13 protein-coding genes are annotated in these 15,973 nt (G+C 34.6%); 7 read left to right on the top strand and 6 right to left on the bottom strand.

What is annotated here, in order from left to right:
* Nucleotides 1-46: 46 nt before the first annotated feature.
* Together BA768_RS12975 and BA768_RS12970 are read right to left on the bottom strand one after the other, a co-directional pair.
* Complete coding sequence (locus BA768_RS12975) at nucleotides 47-703, bottom strand: methionine ABC transporter permease MetI (protein ID WP_065721093.1); 657 nt, start codon at nucleotides 701-703, stop codon at nucleotides 47-49.
* Complete coding sequence (locus BA768_RS12970; RefSeq protein ID WP_065721092.1) at nucleotides 696-1,724, bottom strand: methionine ABC transporter ATP-binding protein; 1,029 nt, start codon at nucleotides 1,722-1,724, stop codon at nucleotides 696-698. Before BA768_RS12970 ends, BA768_RS12975 begins: the two co-directional genes overlap by 8 nt.
* A 361-nt stretch (nucleotides 1,725-2,085) precedes the next feature.
* Here BA768_RS12970 and BA768_RS12965 point away from each other — a divergent pair, with 361 nt between their 5' ends.
* From BA768_RS12965 to BA768_RS12955, 3 genes are all read left to right on the top strand, one after another.
* Nucleotides 2,086-2,832: a metallophosphoesterase gene (locus BA768_RS12965; protein ID WP_065721183.1), complete on the top strand. Its 747-nt coding sequence runs from the start codon at nucleotides 2,086-2,088 to the stop codon at nucleotides 2,830-2,832.
* 76 nt (nucleotides 2,833-2,908) lie between these two features.
* Nucleotides 2,909-3,463: a DUF2652 domain-containing protein gene (locus tag BA768_RS12960; RefSeq protein WP_034678544.1), complete on the top strand. Its 555-nt coding sequence runs from the start codon at nucleotides 2,909-2,911 to the stop codon at nucleotides 3,461-3,463.
* A 291-nt stretch (nucleotides 3,464-3,754) separates the two neighbouring features.
* The gene (locus BA768_RS12955) at nucleotides 3,755-5,878 is read left to right on the top strand and encodes a type IA DNA topoisomerase (protein ID WP_065721091.1); all 2,124 of its coding nucleotides are present in this window, start codon (nucleotides 3,755-3,757) and stop codon (nucleotides 5,876-5,878) included.
* A gap of 178 nt (nucleotides 5,879-6,056) precedes the next feature.
* On the opposite strand, the gene BA768_RS12950 is transcribed toward BA768_RS12955, so the two are convergent.
* The 3 genes from BA768_RS12950 to BA768_RS12945 all read right to left on the bottom strand — a co-directional run bounded on the left by BA768_RS12950 (nucleotide 6,057) and on the right by BA768_RS12945 (nucleotide 8,025).
* Complete coding sequence (locus BA768_RS12950) at nucleotides 6,057-7,322, bottom strand: helix-hairpin-helix domain-containing protein (protein WP_123947115.1); 1,266 nt, start codon at nucleotides 7,320-7,322, stop codon at nucleotides 6,057-6,059.
* A gap of 177 nt (nucleotides 7,323-7,499) precedes the next feature.
* Nucleotides 7,500-7,670, bottom strand: coding sequence for a hypothetical protein (locus BA768_RS21305; RefSeq protein ID WP_165571793.1), 171 nt, complete (start codon nucleotides 7,668-7,670; stop codon nucleotides 7,500-7,502).
* 10 nt (nucleotides 7,671-7,680) lie between these two features.
* Nucleotides 7,681-8,025 (bottom strand): MerR family transcriptional regulator, encoded by a 345-nt coding sequence (locus BA768_RS12945; RefSeq protein WP_065721090.1) that lies wholly within the window; start codon nucleotides 8,023-8,025, stop codon nucleotides 7,681-7,683.
* Between the two features lie 83 nt (nucleotides 8,026-8,108).
* Between BA768_RS12945 and BA768_RS12940 the strand changes: the two genes are divergently transcribed.
* Complete coding sequence (locus BA768_RS12940) at nucleotides 8,109-9,002, top strand: SMP-30/gluconolactonase/LRE family protein (protein ID WP_065721089.1); 894 nt, start codon at nucleotides 8,109-8,111, stop codon at nucleotides 9,000-9,002.
* A 171-nt stretch (nucleotides 9,003-9,173) separates the two neighbouring features.
* Here BA768_RS12940 and BA768_RS12935 read toward each other — a convergent pair whose 3' ends face one another.
* Nucleotides 9,174-10,481 carry a DEAD/DEAH box helicase gene (locus BA768_RS12935; RefSeq protein ID WP_065721088.1) on the bottom strand — a complete coding sequence of 436 codons (1,308 nt, stop codon included), beginning with the start codon at nucleotides 10,479-10,481 and terminating at the stop codon, nucleotides 9,174-9,176.
* An 85-nt stretch (nucleotides 10,482-10,566) separates the two neighbouring features.
* On the opposite strand from BA768_RS12935, the gene BA768_RS12930 reads away from it, so the two are divergent.
* From BA768_RS12930 to BA768_RS12920, 3 genes are all read left to right on the top strand, one after another.
* Nucleotides 10,567-10,989 (top strand): PaaI family thioesterase, encoded by a 423-nt coding sequence (locus tag BA768_RS12930; protein WP_065721087.1) that lies wholly within the window; start codon nucleotides 10,567-10,569, stop codon nucleotides 10,987-10,989.
* 92 nt (nucleotides 10,990-11,081) lie between these two features.
* Nucleotides 11,082-11,426 (top strand): phage holin family protein, encoded by a 345-nt coding sequence (locus tag BA768_RS12925; RefSeq protein WP_034678528.1) that lies wholly within the window; start codon nucleotides 11,082-11,084, stop codon nucleotides 11,424-11,426.
* A gap of 285 nt (nucleotides 11,427-11,711) precedes the next feature.
* Complete coding sequence (locus BA768_RS12920) at nucleotides 11,712-15,914, top strand: T9SS type B sorting domain-containing protein (RefSeq protein WP_065721086.1); 4,203 nt, start codon at nucleotides 11,712-11,714, stop codon at nucleotides 15,912-15,914.
* The last annotated feature ends 59 nt before the right edge of the window (nucleotides 15,915-15,973 follow it).

Genomic DNA, 15,973 nt, shown 5'->3' with positions numbered 1-15,973 from the left:
ACAGTAAACGCTCAGACTCTCAAACTCTCAAACAAATCTGCTCAAGTCATCTATGATCAAACATTTTAGCCAATCGGTCACCGGAAAACTGGATGATAAATACAATTGCAACAAGCAGTGCTAAAACCAGATTCATAATCAAAGCATCATAACCGATGTAACCGTATTGATAACCAATCTGTCCTAATCCGCCGGCTCCGACAGCTCCGCCCATTGCAGAATATCCGACAAGCGTAATCAAAGTAATTGTTGCATTATTGATGAGCGAAGGCAATGCTTCAGGAAGTAAAACTTTTCTGATGATCTGTAACGGACTTGCTCCTAAAGCTCTCGCTGTTTCAATCAATCCGTTGGGAATTTCCAACAAACTGTTCTCAACGAGTCTTGCAATAAACGGAGCTGCACCGATGCTTAACGGAACGAGTGCGGCATTCATACCAATAGAAGTTCCAACCAAAGATCTGGTAAAAGGAATCATCCAAACAATCAGGATAATGAAAGGAATTGACCTGAAAATATTAACTAAAACCGATAAGATTCTGTTGTAAATTTTATTTTCTAAAAGCTGTCCTTTTCGTGTTAAAAATAGAAGAATTCCAACGGGAAGTCCGAGAACAAAACCGAAAAATCCTGAAACGAAAGTCATAAAAACTGTTTCCCAAACTCCTTTCGAAAGAAGTGAAATTACCGTGTCACTAAGCATATCCTCTTACCGTATTTTGAATTTTGTTTTGATTAAAATAATAGATGGCTTTCTGGTTATCCTCATCTTCTCCTTTAAGCTGCAATAATAATTTCCCGAAATTTGAGTCGCCAAGATATTCCACATCAGCTTTCAGAAGCTTGTAAGGGATTTTATATTTATCATAAACTACAGAAAGCAATTCTTCAACAGAAATTTGTTCGTTAAGCTCAACTTCAATCAATGGAAACAAGCCGTCTTTTGGTTCTTTTTCAAGTTTTTTATTCAGTTCTTGTGGTATAGTCATAGCACCAGATTTTAAAAATTGTTTGATGATCGGGTTTTCTTTGTCAGAAATAATTTCACTCAAAGTTCCCTTTGTTACTAATTGTCCTTTATCGATTACTGCAACATGGTTACAGACGGTTTTTACCACTTCCATTTCGTGTGTAATCAGCAAAATGGTAATTCCTAACCGATGATTGATGTCCCTTAATAATTCTAAAATAGATTGTGTTGTTGCCGGATCGAGCGCACTTGTTGCTTCATCACACAGCAGAAGATAAGGATCGTTTGCGAGTGCTCTCGCAATTGCAACTCTCTGTTTTTGTCCACCGGAAAGACTCTTCGGATAATCATTGGCTTTATCTTCCAATCCGACTATTTTTAAAAGCTCATTTACTTTCTTTCTGATTTTCTCTTTACCTGAGTTGTCCAATTCTAATGGAAGTGCAATATTTTCAAAAACCGTTCTTGACGAAAGCAAATTGAAATGCTGAAAGATCATTCCGATTTTCTTTCTTTCAGTGGCTAACTGTTTTGAATTGAATTTCGTAAAATCTTTCCCGTTGATGATGATTTGCCCTTCATCCGGTCTTTCAAGCAAATTAACCGTTCGGATTAATGTACTTTTTCCGGCACCTGAAAAACCGATGATTCCGACAATATCACCTTTTTCAATCGTCAGGTTAATATTATCTAAAGCTTTAAATGCTTTTTCTTTCTGATGAAATGTCTTTGAAATGTTTTTTATTTCTATCATTTTTTTTCTGCAATTTTTTTAATAAAAAAGGCTCTACAACGTGGTAGAGCCTTTAAAAATATGTCATAATAAAAGTAAGGTCACCCACAAAAATTCCTATATAAAGGCATACAGCAATACATCATCATTAATCTGATGTTCATCTTCGTCATAAAATTGTTATTGGATTTTGATTTCATCTTCATTTCCATACTTGAATACGGTTGCAAATATAAAACATATATTTTTATTAGTCCATTAAAATTATAGACTTTTTAGTGATTGTTTTTAAGTTTAATTTTAATATATTGTAAATCAGTTAATTATTTTTAAAATTCATTTATCAAAGATGATTGATCAAAAGAAATCATATTTTAGATTTATGAAAATTCAAATCATTAGCGATTTACATCAGGAATTTGGGTTCAGCGATTTGTCTTTTGACAATGCTGATGTTGTTGTATTGGCAGGAGATGTTAATTTAGGTACAAAAGGAATTGAATGGATTAAAAATAAAATTCCCGACAAGCCGGTTATTTATGTCTTAGGAAACCATGAATATTACAAAGGTTCTTATCCAAAAACTCTGAATAAAATTTTAGAAGCTGCGGAAAATTCTAATGTATCTGTTTTGGAAAATTCTTTTGTGGATATCCAAGATATTAGATTTCACGGTGCAACTTTATGGACAGATTTCTCATTATTCGGAAGTCCGATGGCTTATGGAAGTCTTTGTCAGACTCAGATGAATGATTATAAATTAATACGAAGAGATCCTTCTTACTCTAAGCTGCGAACTATTGATACATTTAAAATTCATCAAATTTCAAGACATTGGCTAAAGGAAAGTCTGGAAAATTCAAAAGGAATGAGAAATATCGTCGTTACGCATCATGCACCAAGTTTACAATCGGTTCCTGAGCATTTTAAAACCGATCCCGTTACTTCAGCTTATGCTTCCAATCTTGAAGATTTTATTGAAGAACATCAACCTCTTTATTGGATTCATGGTCATATTCATACCCCGACAAGATACAAAATCGGAGAGACAGAAATTATCTGTAATCCGCATGGTTACATCTCTGAAAAGTATAATGGTTATAATAAAGAGCTGATTATCGAAATTTAACTTTAAATATTTAAAAAAATTAAAGTAAAATAAACTCTTTTCCGTCTGTATTTAAAAGGTTTTTAACCTAAAAATTATGGAAAATACAAACGCACAAAACGGAATTATTTTGATTCCCGATTTCAGTGGATTTACTGAATTTGTGTTCAATACAAAACTTTATACCGGCGAATATATTGTAAGACAACTACTTTCTATTTTAATTGATGTAAACCATCAGTATTTTGATATTTCGGAAATTGAAGGCGATGCGATTTTATTTTATCGTTACGACAGCAAACCTTCCTATAAAAAGATTTCACAAATGCTGAGCAACATGAGAAAGGCTTTCAATATGAAGATTGAGGAATTAAGTGAGATGTTGAATACCACGATTGATCTGTCATTAAAGTTTATCGTTCATTATGGAAAATTTTCGCAGTACAACATCGGTAATTTCAGAAAACTCTACGGAAAACCCATTGTTGAAGCTCATCAAATGCTGAAAAATGGTTTCGCAGAACAGCCATCTTATGCTTTATACAGCCATTCTTTTTTGAAAAATTCTCAAAAAGAAGATCATAATTCATGCGAAGAAATGCAGGTGTCGGAAGTGGGAGCAATTCAGTATTTTGGAAATTCATTAGCTTAATTTTTATTGGCTGGATGTAATTGTTTAATTATTGATCAGTGTGTTTGTCATTCTGAAAGAATCTCAATATATTAAAAAATGATAGTTAGATTCCTCCGGAATGACAAATTGGATGTTAAAGTAGAAAAGAAAAACTTTTTACTAATCTGTTGTTTTCTTTTGCAAGTTCTTTAGCAGCATAAAAATCTTTTGCTTCATGTGTGGTTAAAAAATGGAGTTTTAATATCAACTAAATTGATAATCCAAAAAAAATCCCGACTTTTGCCCCCTCTTCAAAAATTCCGAAAATTCATGAAACTTTGTATTGCCGAAAAACCAAGTGTTGCCAGAGATATTGCCAAAGTTTTAGGTGCGACTACGCCTAAACAGGGCTATATGGAAGGAAACGGCTATTGCGTGACATGGACTTTCGGACATCTTTGCACCCTCAAAGAGCCTCACGATTACGGTCCGCAATACAAATCCTGGAATCTGTTTTTGCTGCCGATTATTCCTCAAAATTTCGGAATCAAATTAATTCCAAACAAAGGTGTTGAAAATCAGTTTAAAGTGATTGAAAGATTGGTAGAAGAATGTGATGAGGTTATCAATTGCGGGGATGCCGGTCAAGAGGGAGAGCTGATTCAGAGATGGGTTTTACAGAAAGCGAAATGCAATAAACCGACTCAGCGTTTGTGGATTTCCTCGTTGACGGAAGAAGCCATTAAAGAAGGTTTTGCCAATTTAAAACCCGCTGAAGATTATAAAAACCTTTATCTTGCCGGAAATGCAAGAGCAATAGGAGATTGGTTGTTGGGAATCAATGCAACACGACTTTTTACCAAAAAGTTTGGTGGAAATAAAGCGGTTTTGTCCATTGGAAGAGTTCAGACGCCGACTTTAGCGATGCTGGTTCAGCGCCAGAAAGAAATTGATGCTTTTACAACGGAAGAATATTGGGAACTGAAAACAAAATACCGCGAAGTCATCTTTAACGCTGCAATCGACCGCCTCAAAACTTTAGAACGTGCCGAAAAAGGTTTAGAATATCTGAAAGTCAATCCTTTTGAAATTGTTTCATTTGAAATTAAAGAAGGAAAAGAAAAAAATCCGAGACTGTTCGATTTGACCGGACTTCAGGTGGAAGCCAATAAAAAATACGGTTATTCTGCAGAAAATACTTTAAATTATATTCAGAGTCTTTACGAGAAAAAACATGTGACATATCCTCGTGTCGATACAACCTATCTATCCGAAAGTTTGTATCCGAAAATTGAAGGAATTCTAAGAAAAATGACTCCATATCAGGATTTGATAGTCCCTTTGTTGCAGGAACCCATTACAAAATCGAAAGCGGTTTTTGACGATACCAAAGTAACCGATCACCACGCCATTATTCCGACGGAGGTGACACCTGCTCAAAATTTAACGAGAGAAGAAAAATTCATTTATGATTTAATTGCAAAACGCTTTATTTCTGTTTTTTACCCTGAATGTAAAATTTCAAATACTTTGGTGGAAGGAAAAGTAGGAACAATTCCATTCAAAACCAGTGGAAAGCAAATCCTCGAACCGGGATGGAGAGCAGTTTATGCAAAAGAACCGAAAGAAGAATCGACCGATAAAGATAAAGAGAAGGAAGAAGAACAGACGATTCCTGAATTTGTGGTCGGAGAAACAGGACCACACGAACCGATGATTCACCAAGGAAAAACTTCGCCTCCCAAACCTTACACCGAAGCAACACTTCTTCGTGCCATGGAAACTGCCGGAAAGCAGATTGATGACGAAGAACTTCGCGAAATGATGAAGAACAACGGGATCGGAAGACCTTCAACCCGCGCGAATATCATCGAAACACTTTTCAAACGAAAATATATCGAAAAGAAAAGAAAAAATCTTATCGCTACTCAAACCGGAATTCAATTGATCGACACGATTGAAGACGAACTCTTGAAAAGCCCTGAATTAACGGGAGAATGGGAATTTAAGCTTCGTAAAATTGAAAGCGGAGAATATGAAGCCAATCAGTTTAAAGACGAATTGATTCAGATGGTCACTGAATTAACCAAAAAAGTAGTCGATGGGAAAGGAAAAGTCATTAATCTTGAAGAAGAAAAACCTGAAGTTAAAGAAAAGAAAAAACGTGAACCTGCTGTGAAAAAAGATTTACAGTCGTGGGAAGAAACAAAATGTCCTAAGTGTAAAGAACATAACCTGATGAAAGGAAAAACCGCAGTCGGATGTTCTGATTTTAAAAACTGCGGCTTTAAAGTTTCATTTGAAATTTTCGGCAAAAAACTTTCCGATAAACAGTTAATGGATTTGGTTTTAAGAGGTAAAACTTCAAAATTAAAAGGCTTCACAATGCATCCTGAAAGTTTATCGGAAGGAATTGTTACACTTTCTCCGGAATTTTCAATTACTTTGATTTAGATTGGCTGGAAACTGGATGTTTGAAGCTGGATGATCATTTAGTCATTCATTTTAATTTTTATAAGTAGTAAAAGTTTGACAACTCATGAAAATTTAGACGTATCAAAACACCCATCACCCAGCTTCCGTCTTCCAACATCACTTCACGTAAAGCCTCATCCTCGCCTCATATTCCGGCTTAGTTTTCAATAATTTCCAAATCTTTTTTGTCATCGGGATTGCTGATTCTGTAATAAATAATTTTGTCGGCAGAATATTTAAAATAGGGATGATTTTTCAGCCATTCTTCAGGAGCATTAACCAAAGAATACCGTTCCACTTTTGAATTGTCGAGTGGAGCAATACTTAAAAGTTTTTGAACCAATTCTTTATCAATATTATAGGTTTCCAAAATCTGCTCTTTCGTCATAAATCCGCCCAATTTTTTTCTGAAACCAATCATCGAACCTGCACTTTTGTCATCCAAACCAAATTCTAAAAGTTGTTTAAAAGTAATAGAATTCAAATCTGTTTTCGAGAAATCTGTTTTTTCCTGTTTGAATTCAGAAATTTTATCATCTGATTTTTTCGCCATTGTTGACGGATTTAATCTAATAAATGGTTTTAATTCTTCGAACTTTTCAGGAGAAATAACAAAACAGTTTTTTATATCTTCCAAGGTTTTAAAACTACCTTTCAGATTTCTGTCACGGTAATTAACGATAACATTCGCCTGTTTTTCTGAGAATCCTAAAGCTATCCAACCTCCAATATCTAAAGTATTTGGGTCGAAATTGGTATGCTGAAATTTATTTTTTGATGAAAAAGATTTTCCAGAGTAAGGATTATAACCAGCTGGAGTTTTTGAAGGAAGAATGAGATACGGTTCAAGTTTCTGATAATTTTCATCATTGATAATAAAACATTCTTTGAATTTTTCTTTGCTCACAAAACTTCCACCAAGGTAATTTTTATATTTTAAAATTGCTGCAGCCTGCCTTTCCGAAAAGCCTATTTTTTGCCAATCAATTTGTGAAAGTTGGTCAGGATTAAATTTCTTTGTTATGTGTATAGATTTCTTTTCAAAACTCTTAAAATTTGAACTTCCTTTCGCTTCAGCATTTGTTTCAGGAAGTAAAATAAGGTTTTCAAGCTGAGCATATTTCTCTTCGGAAACCGCAAAACATTTTTTGAACTGTTCTTTCGATAGGAACTTTCCACCGACAATTTTTTTGTATTTTAAAATTGTAGCCGTTTGTTTTTCTGAAAACCCGAGTTTTTGCCATTGAGCTTCATCAAGGTCATTTGGATCAAATTCAGAGAGGGATTCTGAGGGTAAATCTTCGGAAATAAAAGTGAGTTCAGGAAATTTTTCATCACTTTTATCGGTGTAATTTTGAAAGACAGTTAATGCCAAAAGCAGCATTCCTAAAACTGCCATTTTCTGATAGTAAGTTTTTTTCATCGTGTTTTATGTTTTGGTAAGATTTCAATTTCTCGAAATCATCATAAGATAAAGTTATGAATTAATTTTTAATTCAAAATACAATTAAATGAAAAAAAGATAATTAAAGGTTTGTTATACAGTGATTTGTGGTGCAAACTTGGTATTGGGAATAAATGAATTATGAAGATTATCTGATTAAGATATTCTTTTCTTGTGAATAAACATTTGTACAAGTGAACCTACAAAAACTCCAATCGTTGCACTCATTAAAAATCTATTAACATTAAAAATGGCACCCAAAATGATGAGCAATAATGAGATTCCTGCAATAATTTTTAAATGCTTTCGGTTTTTTAAATTAATCATAAGAAATCTTTTATTCAGGATCTTTGTCTGCTAAAGATTCTTTTAGTTTTAATAATTCGGCTTTTACAAATTCTAGGCGATCGATTAAAGTAACGGTTTCCGAAATTTTCGAGTTTGTTGTTAACGCAATTTTTGCACCGTCAAGTGTATAACCCTTTTCTTTTACCAAATGATAGATGATCTGAAGATTCTTAATGTCTTCAGGAGTGAAGTAACGGTTTCCTTTCTTGTTTTTTTTAGGCTTAATGATTGGGAATTCCTGCTCCCAATATCTTATCAATGAAGCGTTTACGTCGAAAGCTTTGGCTACTTCTCCTATTGAATAATACAGTTTGTCGGGTAAATTGATCTTCATTGTCGTTATACAGAAAATTCAAAGATAATTATTTTTTAAACTACACAGCAAATCGTAAATTGTAAACTTTAAATTTTAGCAGCATGAAAAATATATGGAGTTTGGGCGTAGTTGGTTTGGTTTTCGCATTACAGGGTTGCCAATCAACAAATTATACCACTATGTTTTATGAAAATACAGAGCCGAAATTAGTTTCGGATCAGTTTACTTTTACGGAAGGTCCGGCAACGGATAAATCAGGAAATGTTTATTTTACCGATCAGCCTAATGACAAAATTTATGTCTGGGATTGGGAAACGGATAAGATTTCTTTATTTATGGATAAAACAGGTCGTGCCAACGGAACTTATTTTGATGAAAACGACAATTTGATTACCTGTTCCGATAACCAGGGTGAGATCTGGAAAATTTCGAAAGACAAATCAATAAAGGTTTTGTCTAAAGGTTTTGAAGGAAAAAGATTAAACGGGCCCAATGATCTCTGGCTTGATGACGAGGGAGGAATTTATTTCACTGATCCATTGTATAAAAGAGATTACTGGGAAAATTTCAAAGTTGAAATTCCTGAAAAAAATCTGTATTACCGAAATAAAAACGGAGAAATTTCAAAGCTTGAGACTTTTGTTCAACCGAATGGAATTATCGGAAGTGTAAAATCAAAAAAATTGTACGTGTCGGATATTGATGCCGGAAAAACTTATGTTTATGATATTTTAGGCGAAGGAAAACTTTCTGAAAAGAAATTGTTTTGCGAAATGGGCTCCGACGGAATGACATTGGATCAAGAAGGAAATCTTTATTTAACAGGTAACGGAGTAACCGTTTTCAATCCTAAAGGCGAGAAAATTCATCATATCAAAATTCCTGAAGACTGGACGGGAAATATCACTTTTGGAGGTGAGAAAAATAATATTTTGTTTATTACCGCTTCGAAATCGGTGTATACTTTGCCGACGAAAACTTCTGCTTTGAAGTAGGTGAATTTTAACCACAAAAGTCACAAAAGCTTTTAAAGATTAAATTTTAATCTATAAGAATGAAAGATCAAAAAAGGTAAATTATTATTTAAGCTTTTTTGATCTTTATAAAATAATTCATTATACTTTAAAAAATTCTTTTGTGAATTTTGTGGTGAAAAATTGTACAGATTAATAAGCAATTTCCATTTTTACTTTCTTGCCTTTCAGTTTTTCGGTGCTTAATTTTTTGAGTAAATCTTTTACTTTATTTCTTGAAACCGCAACATAAGAAGTGGTGTCTTTTACTTCGATCAGCCCCAAATCTTCTTTTTGAAGTTCTCCTTTTTTAAGCAAATATCCTACAATATCAACTTTGTTGACTTTATCTTTTTTTCCTGCACTGATATAAATCGTCTGAAATGGCGAATTTGCAGGAACTTTTGTAAATTCAATTACGCTTTCTACAGGAACATCGTGTTTAATGAAAGGGAAATTTTCTTCTTCCTTCATAATGAGATACACAAAACCTTTCGCATTCATTCTTGCCGTTCTTCCGTTTCTGTGGATGAAAGCATCTTCTTTTGGCGGAAGCTGATAATGTACGATAGACTCAACTTCTGGAACGTCTAAACCTCTTGCAGCCAGATCGGTGGTAATTAAAACTCTCGCAGAATCGTTTCTGAATTTTAGTAAAGCACGCTCTCTTTCGTCCTGTTCCATTCCGCCGTGAAAGGTTTCTCTGTCGATTCCTTTTTCACGCAGAAGTTCTGAAATTCGGTCAACTGCTTCTCGGTGATTACAGAAAATCAACGTTCTTTTATTACCAATTTTACAAATCAGATGGAATAAAGTATCGAGTTTTTCCTCAGAAATGGTCATTACTTTTCTCAGCTGAATATCTGGTTTGTTTTCTCCTAATTTAAGGAAATCAACCATTTTTTCATTCTGAAGTCCGGTAAATTTCGGAATTTCATCCATTGCTGTTGCAGAAGTAAGAATTCTTTGGGATAAGCCTCTTAGACTTCCTATGATATAATCCATATCTTCCTGAAAACCAAGTTCCAGAGCTTTATCAAATTCATCTAAAACCAAAGTTTTAATGGTTGAAGGATCAAAATTTTCATTCTGAAGGTGATACCTGATTCTTCCGGGCGTTCCGATCAAAACTGCGGGAGCTTCGATCAGGTTGTTCATTTCAATCTTTTTATCATGACCACCGTAGCAAACCGTCACTTTAAAATCAGTACCCATGGATTTGAAAACCTGCTCGATTTGTAAAGCCAGTTCTCTCGCCGGAACCAAAACAATTGCCTGAATTCCTTTTACTTCTTTTTTTAGATTTCTTAAAACCGGAAGAAGAAAAGCCAGTGTTTTTCCCGAACCTGTCGGAGAAAGTAAAATAACATCGTTGTTGTTTTCGGTTGCTTTAAAAGTAGATTTCTGCATCTGATTCATCTCCTGAATCTGAAGCTTTTGATAAATTGACTGTAAATCCATGATGCAAAGGTAAGCGAAAAGAATTTTTGTTGAAATGTAAATTTATTTAAAGAAATTTGCTAAACCTAAACCTAAACCTAAACCTATGTCTCCCGAAAAAACAAAACTTATCACCGACAGTTTCAGCCGTTCCGAAACTTTAAAGTTCTACAAAGCCGAATTATTGGAAGTTGAAACCGATTTCGTTTCTATTAAAATTCCAAAAATGGAACTGATGACGAGAAAAGCGGGTATGTTCAACGGAGCGATGATTGCTTCTTTGGTAGATGTTTCTTCAGGTTACGCAGCAGTGAGTCATTATGAAGAAGATTGTTATGTGATAACAGTAGAGCTGAAAGTAAATTATTTAAGACCCGCAATCGGAGATGCTTTGGTTTCAAAATCTTATGTGGTGAAAGGCGGTGCAAAAATTTCTGTGATTCGCACCGAAATTTATACAGTTAATGAAAATCATAATTCGGAAAGTCACGTAGCGACTTCGTTGGTAACGATGATGAGAATAAAGTAATAAAATCTTACAAACTTAGTATTCATCAATGTTTAAATTGGATTGGAATAAGTTTTGTTGCTCAAGAATCCATAACATAAAAATTACACACTATGAACTTAATTATCCGTTTGCTGATCACTGCAATAGTCGCTTTTCTGCTGACTAAAATTTTACCGGGCGTGCATTTCGAAGGCTTTTCTACAGCAGTTATTTTTGCTATTGTTTTAGGACTTTTAAACCTTATTGTAAAACCTGTGTTGAGTCTTTTTGGTTTGCCTCTTACAATTATTACTTTAGGCTTTTTTGCTTTGGTCATTAATGCGATCATTATCCTGATTGCTGATTATTTTATCGACAGCATGACCGTTGATGGATTTTGGTGGGCATTTATTTTCAGTATTTTGCTTTCTATAATTACATCACTTGCCAATTCTATGTTTGCAGATAAAGATTAGTAAAAAAATATAGAAATTACAGAGGTGGAAATTGAAAAATTTCCACTTTTTTTATTTTGGGAATGAAATTATTATTAATTAATAAACTGTTTAGAGGAATTTTTACATAATGATCTATTATGAAAGAGCTGTAAAAGAATGATGTATAGTTTTGTATTAATTGATTTTTAATAAATTATAAATAAATATTTATGCTTATATATTTTATAGTTAAAAAGTGTTAATTTTGTAAAATAATTATCGGTAATCGATTTATTATAAATAATAATTTTTTACACCAAATCAATGACGAAATATTTACAGTTTTTTTTGCTGTTTATCAGTTTTTATGTCTTTTCTCAGGTTCCGGTAAGTGTTACCATTAAAGATTCTTCAGGTAATGAAAATTTTAATGTGACTTGTACCAACGATCTTGATGCCAATGGTTGTATTACTCTTCATGTAGAGTATCCTGTTATAAGACAGGCTACCAATTATCAGATTACACAGGGTACTTATAATCCTCCCGTTCTGTTGAATCAGGGGACGTCTCTCAATGCCAATTTTGATGATGTTTTCACTTCAAAAATAGATCTTCCTTTCAAGTTTTGTTTTTTTAATCAGTATTTTGAATCTTTGGTCATTGGTTCAAACGGGATGGTCAGCTTTGATCTGAATCAGCAGGGAAACATCAATTATCCAAATGTTGCATGGCAAAATCCGAATACGAATCTGCCGAAAAATTCCATTTTCGGAGTATATCACGACATGGTTTTTTCATCAGGCGACAGTTCCGAAATTTATTATTCTGTCATAGGAACAGCACCGTACAGAAAATTTGTGGTAAGTTTTTATGACGGAAGGGTAGCAGGTTGTACCGATCGCTCTTCTTCACAAATCGTTCTTCACGAAACCACCAATATTATTGAGGTTTTTGTAGATAAAAAACTGACACCCTGCCCTACAAGAAAGTTTGAAAATGCTTTGATCGGAATAATCAATAATGACGGAACTGTGGGATATTCTCCGGCATCCAGAAATACAGGAAACTGGCAGGCATTGCAGGAGTCATGGGTTTTTACCCCAACCGGAAATGTTATTCAGCCAACCGTAACCTGGACAAATTCTGCAGGACAGACTGTAGGAACAGGTATTCAGACGGTTTTATGCCCGACTCAGAACGAAGTTTATACGGCAAATGTCAATTTTAATGTCTGCGGAAACAGTAATCTTACATTCACTGATGATTTTACGCTTGACTTTGATCCTTCATATCCCATCGCAAGAAATTATGCTCAGGATTTTTGCGGAAATACACCCGTTCAGCTTAATTTGACTGATTTTAAAACCAATCTGACTTCGCAAAATCCGGCTAATTTCAATTTTTCCTTCCATAATTCTTTGATTGATGCTCAGAATAATCAGAATAGTATTTCAAACAATTATTCATTAACTGCAAATACCGTCATGTATGTAAGAATCCAGAATCCGAATGTTCCGGGATGTTTCAGGGTAGCGGTGCTTACTTTAAATTTCCTTACGAAAAACCTTCTCACCAATTCTCTTTTACTTTGCGATACCAATAATGACGGAATTGAGCAGAATTATAATCTGAGTCTTTTCAATGAACTGCTTTTACCTTCAGGAACAACATCAGCTTCTTATTATTTGAGCCAGTCAAATGCACAAAACAATACGAACGCTGTCACTACAGCTGATATTACGGCCAATACCAATCTCTGGGTTAGAATTCAGGACGGAACGTGTACGTATGTTTTAGGACCTGTTACTTTTACTTTTCAGATGGGTGTTAATGCCAATTCACCTGTTAATTTTTCCTACACAATGTGTGATATCAATGCGGATAATCAGGAAATATTTGATTTTACATTAAATATCGGCCCGCTGATTAGTACACAATCCGGAGCAACATTTACTGTTTATGAGACTTTTGCAGAAGCCTATAATGATTCAGGTACAACCATTCAAACAATTAAAGAAGGAATTTATACTGTTTTTGTAAGAGTGGAGATTCCGGGCGGATGTTTTACATTGGTTCCGGTAAATTTAAATATTACGTTCACAAAAATTATAGCCAACGTTAAAAATGAGTATATCTGCTTCAACGGAACTGATGATATAACGGTGAATCTGAATACGTTGTCTGCAAATATGCTTATTTCACCACCAACAGTTCCTTTTACAAAGTTTTATGCTAATTTTGATGATGCCACTTTGGATGTAAATACGATTTCTGCAACGCAAACCATTACTGAAAACGGAAATCTTGTAACCAAAACTTTTTATGTGAGATTTGAGCAGAGTGCCACTTGCTACACGATTAGAGCCATCAATGTAAATCTGGTTCATCCTGTAATCGTCACTTCAAATTTTACGGTATGCGATTTTAACAATGACAATACGGAAACCGTTTCTTTAGCACAGTTTTCATCTGCAATTATCGGAAACCAGAATGCAGCAACAACATTCTATCTTACTCAGTTTGATGCTCAGAACGGAACAAATCCTGTAACCAGTACAGATGTTGTAGGAACGAAGCAGCTTTTTGTGAAAATTACTTCTTACAACTGTACACAAATTTATCCGTTTAACATCAGTCTGGTATCAACACCATCTGTAAATCCGTTGGTAAATATTTCGCTCATCAATATTTGTGATAACAATAATGATGGAGTAGAGGTTTATAATCTTCTTTCTGCCCAATCGCAGATTTATTCCGGAACATCGGGCGTGAGCTTCACCTATTATCAAAATTACAATGCTACGGATCACACTTTCTGGAATGAAATAACCAACCCCGATACTTTTCCGGTTACAGGAAATGCAACGGTTTATGTAAAGGTGAAATTTAATAATAATGAATGTTTTTCTGCATCTCAGCTGAATATTCAAATGACTTTTTTACCGACAGTAGTTTTAACCAACGCAGTTTTGAATACCTGTGACGAAGATTTTAATCTGAGTGAAACTTTCCAGCTGAATGATGCAGTTCCGCAGATGTTTTCGGCTTCTCAGAACACCTATCCGCTTTCTGATATGAATATCTCATATTATTATACTGCTGCAGAAGCGAATGTCGGTAATCCTTCTACTCAGATCGGGAACAGTATTGTGACGAATGTTTCAACCGTTCAGGTTTGGGCAAGATTTCAATCACAAACAACGGGTTGTTTTTCAGTTGCACCCATTCAGCTGAATACCTATTTCCCACCAAAAGCGATCAACTCCAGTATTACGGTTTGTGACGATAATCTTGACGGAATTTATGAGGTTAATCTGATGAATTATACCAATCTTTATGTGGATATTCCCAATACGATTAATACTTTCACATTTTATCTGACTCAAACCGATGCTCAGAACGGAACCAATGCCATTACCAATCCGCAAATTTTTACAGCAAATCCTTTTCCACAGCAGATTTGGGTTAAGGTGATGAATATTTCTGGTTGTGACGATATTGCAAGTATTAATTTTGTGATCGGAACCAAAGTGGTGCTTCAAAATTCCGGTCCGTTTTTGTTGAATAATGTTTGTGATACTTTAAATGACGGAATTGAAAATGTGAATCTTACCCAATTCCAACCACAGATTTACTCAGGAAGTAATGCAACTTTTACCTACTATGCTTCTTTAGCTGACCTGAATGCAGGAACAAATGCCATTACAAATGCTTCCAGTTATCCTTTTAATCAGAATTTGGGATCAGATATTGTTTATGTTAAAGTAAGCGTTCCCGGATTTTGTTCTGAAATAGCCACCATAAAAATCACGCTGAAGCAGGTGCCAATTTTTACGATTCCGACGCAATATTTTTGTCCGGATGCGACATTTACCTATACCTTAGTGGTAAAAGACCATACAATTATAAGTTATGTTTGGACAAATCCTGCGGGACAGGTCGTTTCGAATACAGATACAATTAGCGGCGTCGGAATGGTAGGAACATACACCGTAACGGCAACATCGAGCAACGGATGTTCTTATACAACTACGTTTGAAGCGAAACATTATGATGTCCCGGTTATTCAGAATATGGTGGCAAACGGGAATGCTTACACGATAACTGCGACAGGTTCACAGCCGATCGTTTATTCCATTGATGGGGTAAACTGGCAGGAATCTAATGTTTTCCTTAATTTACCAACAGGAATAATCACTTTCTATGTAAAATATGTTGAAGGCAAATGTATCGTAAAACAGGATGGAGTAATTTTAGATATTAAAAATACAATCACTCCAAACGGTGACGGAAAGAACGATAAATGGATTGTCAGAAACCTTCACGTTTTCGGAACCAGAATGACAAATGTAAAAGTATTTGACCGTTATCAATACCTTATTTTCGAACAGAATACCAATACTCAGATTGTGTGGGACGGAACAATTTCCGGAAGACCGATTCCAACCTCAAGTTACTGGTACGTCATCACACTTCCGGACGGAAGAACGTTTACAGGGTGGATCTTGGTGAAAAATAATAATTAAAATTCTGTTAAATGCATAACATAAGCTGTCTTAAAAAGGCAGCTTTTTTTATTTGTATA

It is taken from the genome of Chryseobacterium sp. CBo1 (assembly GCF_001693475.1).
Classification (GTDB): Bacteria; Bacteroidota; Bacteroidia; order Flavobacteriales; family Weeksellaceae; genus Chryseobacterium; species Chryseobacterium formosense.
This window is presented reverse-complemented; position numbering and strand designations above follow the sequence as displayed.

What these genes read in the sequence shown, in the direction of transcription:
- BA768_RS12935 (WP_065721088.1), bottom strand. Translation starts at nt 10,481, where the DNA reads ATGGATTTACAGTCAATTTATCAAAAGCTTCAGATTCAGGAGATGAAT.
- BA768_RS12945 (WP_065721090.1), bottom strand. Translation starts at nt 8,025, where the DNA reads ATGAAGATCAATTTACCCGACAAACTGTATTATTCAATAGGAGAAGTA.
- BA768_RS12955 (WP_065721091.1), top strand. Translation starts at nt 3,755, where the DNA reads ATGAAACTTTGTATTGCCGAAAAACCAAGTGTTGCCAGAGATATTGCC.
- BA768_RS12930 (WP_065721087.1), top strand. Translation starts at nt 10,567, where the DNA reads ATGTCTCCCGAAAAAACAAAACTTATCACCGACAGTTTCAGCCGTTCC.
- BA768_RS12920 (WP_065721086.1), top strand. Translation starts at nt 11,712, where the DNA reads ATGACGAAATATTTACAGTTTTTTTTGCTGTTTATCAGTTTTTATGTC.
- BA768_RS12970 (WP_065721092.1), bottom strand. Translation starts at nt 1,724, where the DNA reads ATGATAGAAATAAAAAACATTTCAAAGACATTTCATCAGAAAGAAAAA.
- BA768_RS12965 (WP_065721183.1), top strand. Translation starts at nt 2,086, where the DNA reads ATGAAAATTCAAATCATTAGCGATTTACATCAGGAATTTGGGTTCAGC.
- BA768_RS21305 (WP_165571793.1), bottom strand. Translation starts at nt 7,670, where the DNA reads ATGATTAATTTAAAAAACCGAAAGCATTTAAAAATTATTGCAGGAATC.
- BA768_RS12975 (WP_065721093.1), bottom strand. Translation starts at nt 703, where the DNA reads ATGCTTAGTGACACGGTAATTTCACTTCTTTCGAAAGGAGTTTGGGAA.
- BA768_RS12940 (WP_065721089.1), top strand. Translation starts at nt 8,109, where the DNA reads ATGAAAAATATATGGAGTTTGGGCGTAGTTGGTTTGGTTTTCGCATTA.
- BA768_RS12960 (WP_034678544.1), top strand. Translation starts at nt 2,909, where the DNA reads ATGGAAAATACAAACGCACAAAACGGAATTATTTTGATTCCCGATTTC.
- BA768_RS12925 (WP_034678528.1), top strand. Translation starts at nt 11,082, where the DNA reads ATGAACTTAATTATCCGTTTGCTGATCACTGCAATAGTCGCTTTTCTG.
- BA768_RS12950 (WP_123947115.1), bottom strand. Translation starts at nt 7,322, where the DNA reads ATGAAAAAAACTTACTATCAGAAAATGGCAGTTTTAGGAATGCTGCTT.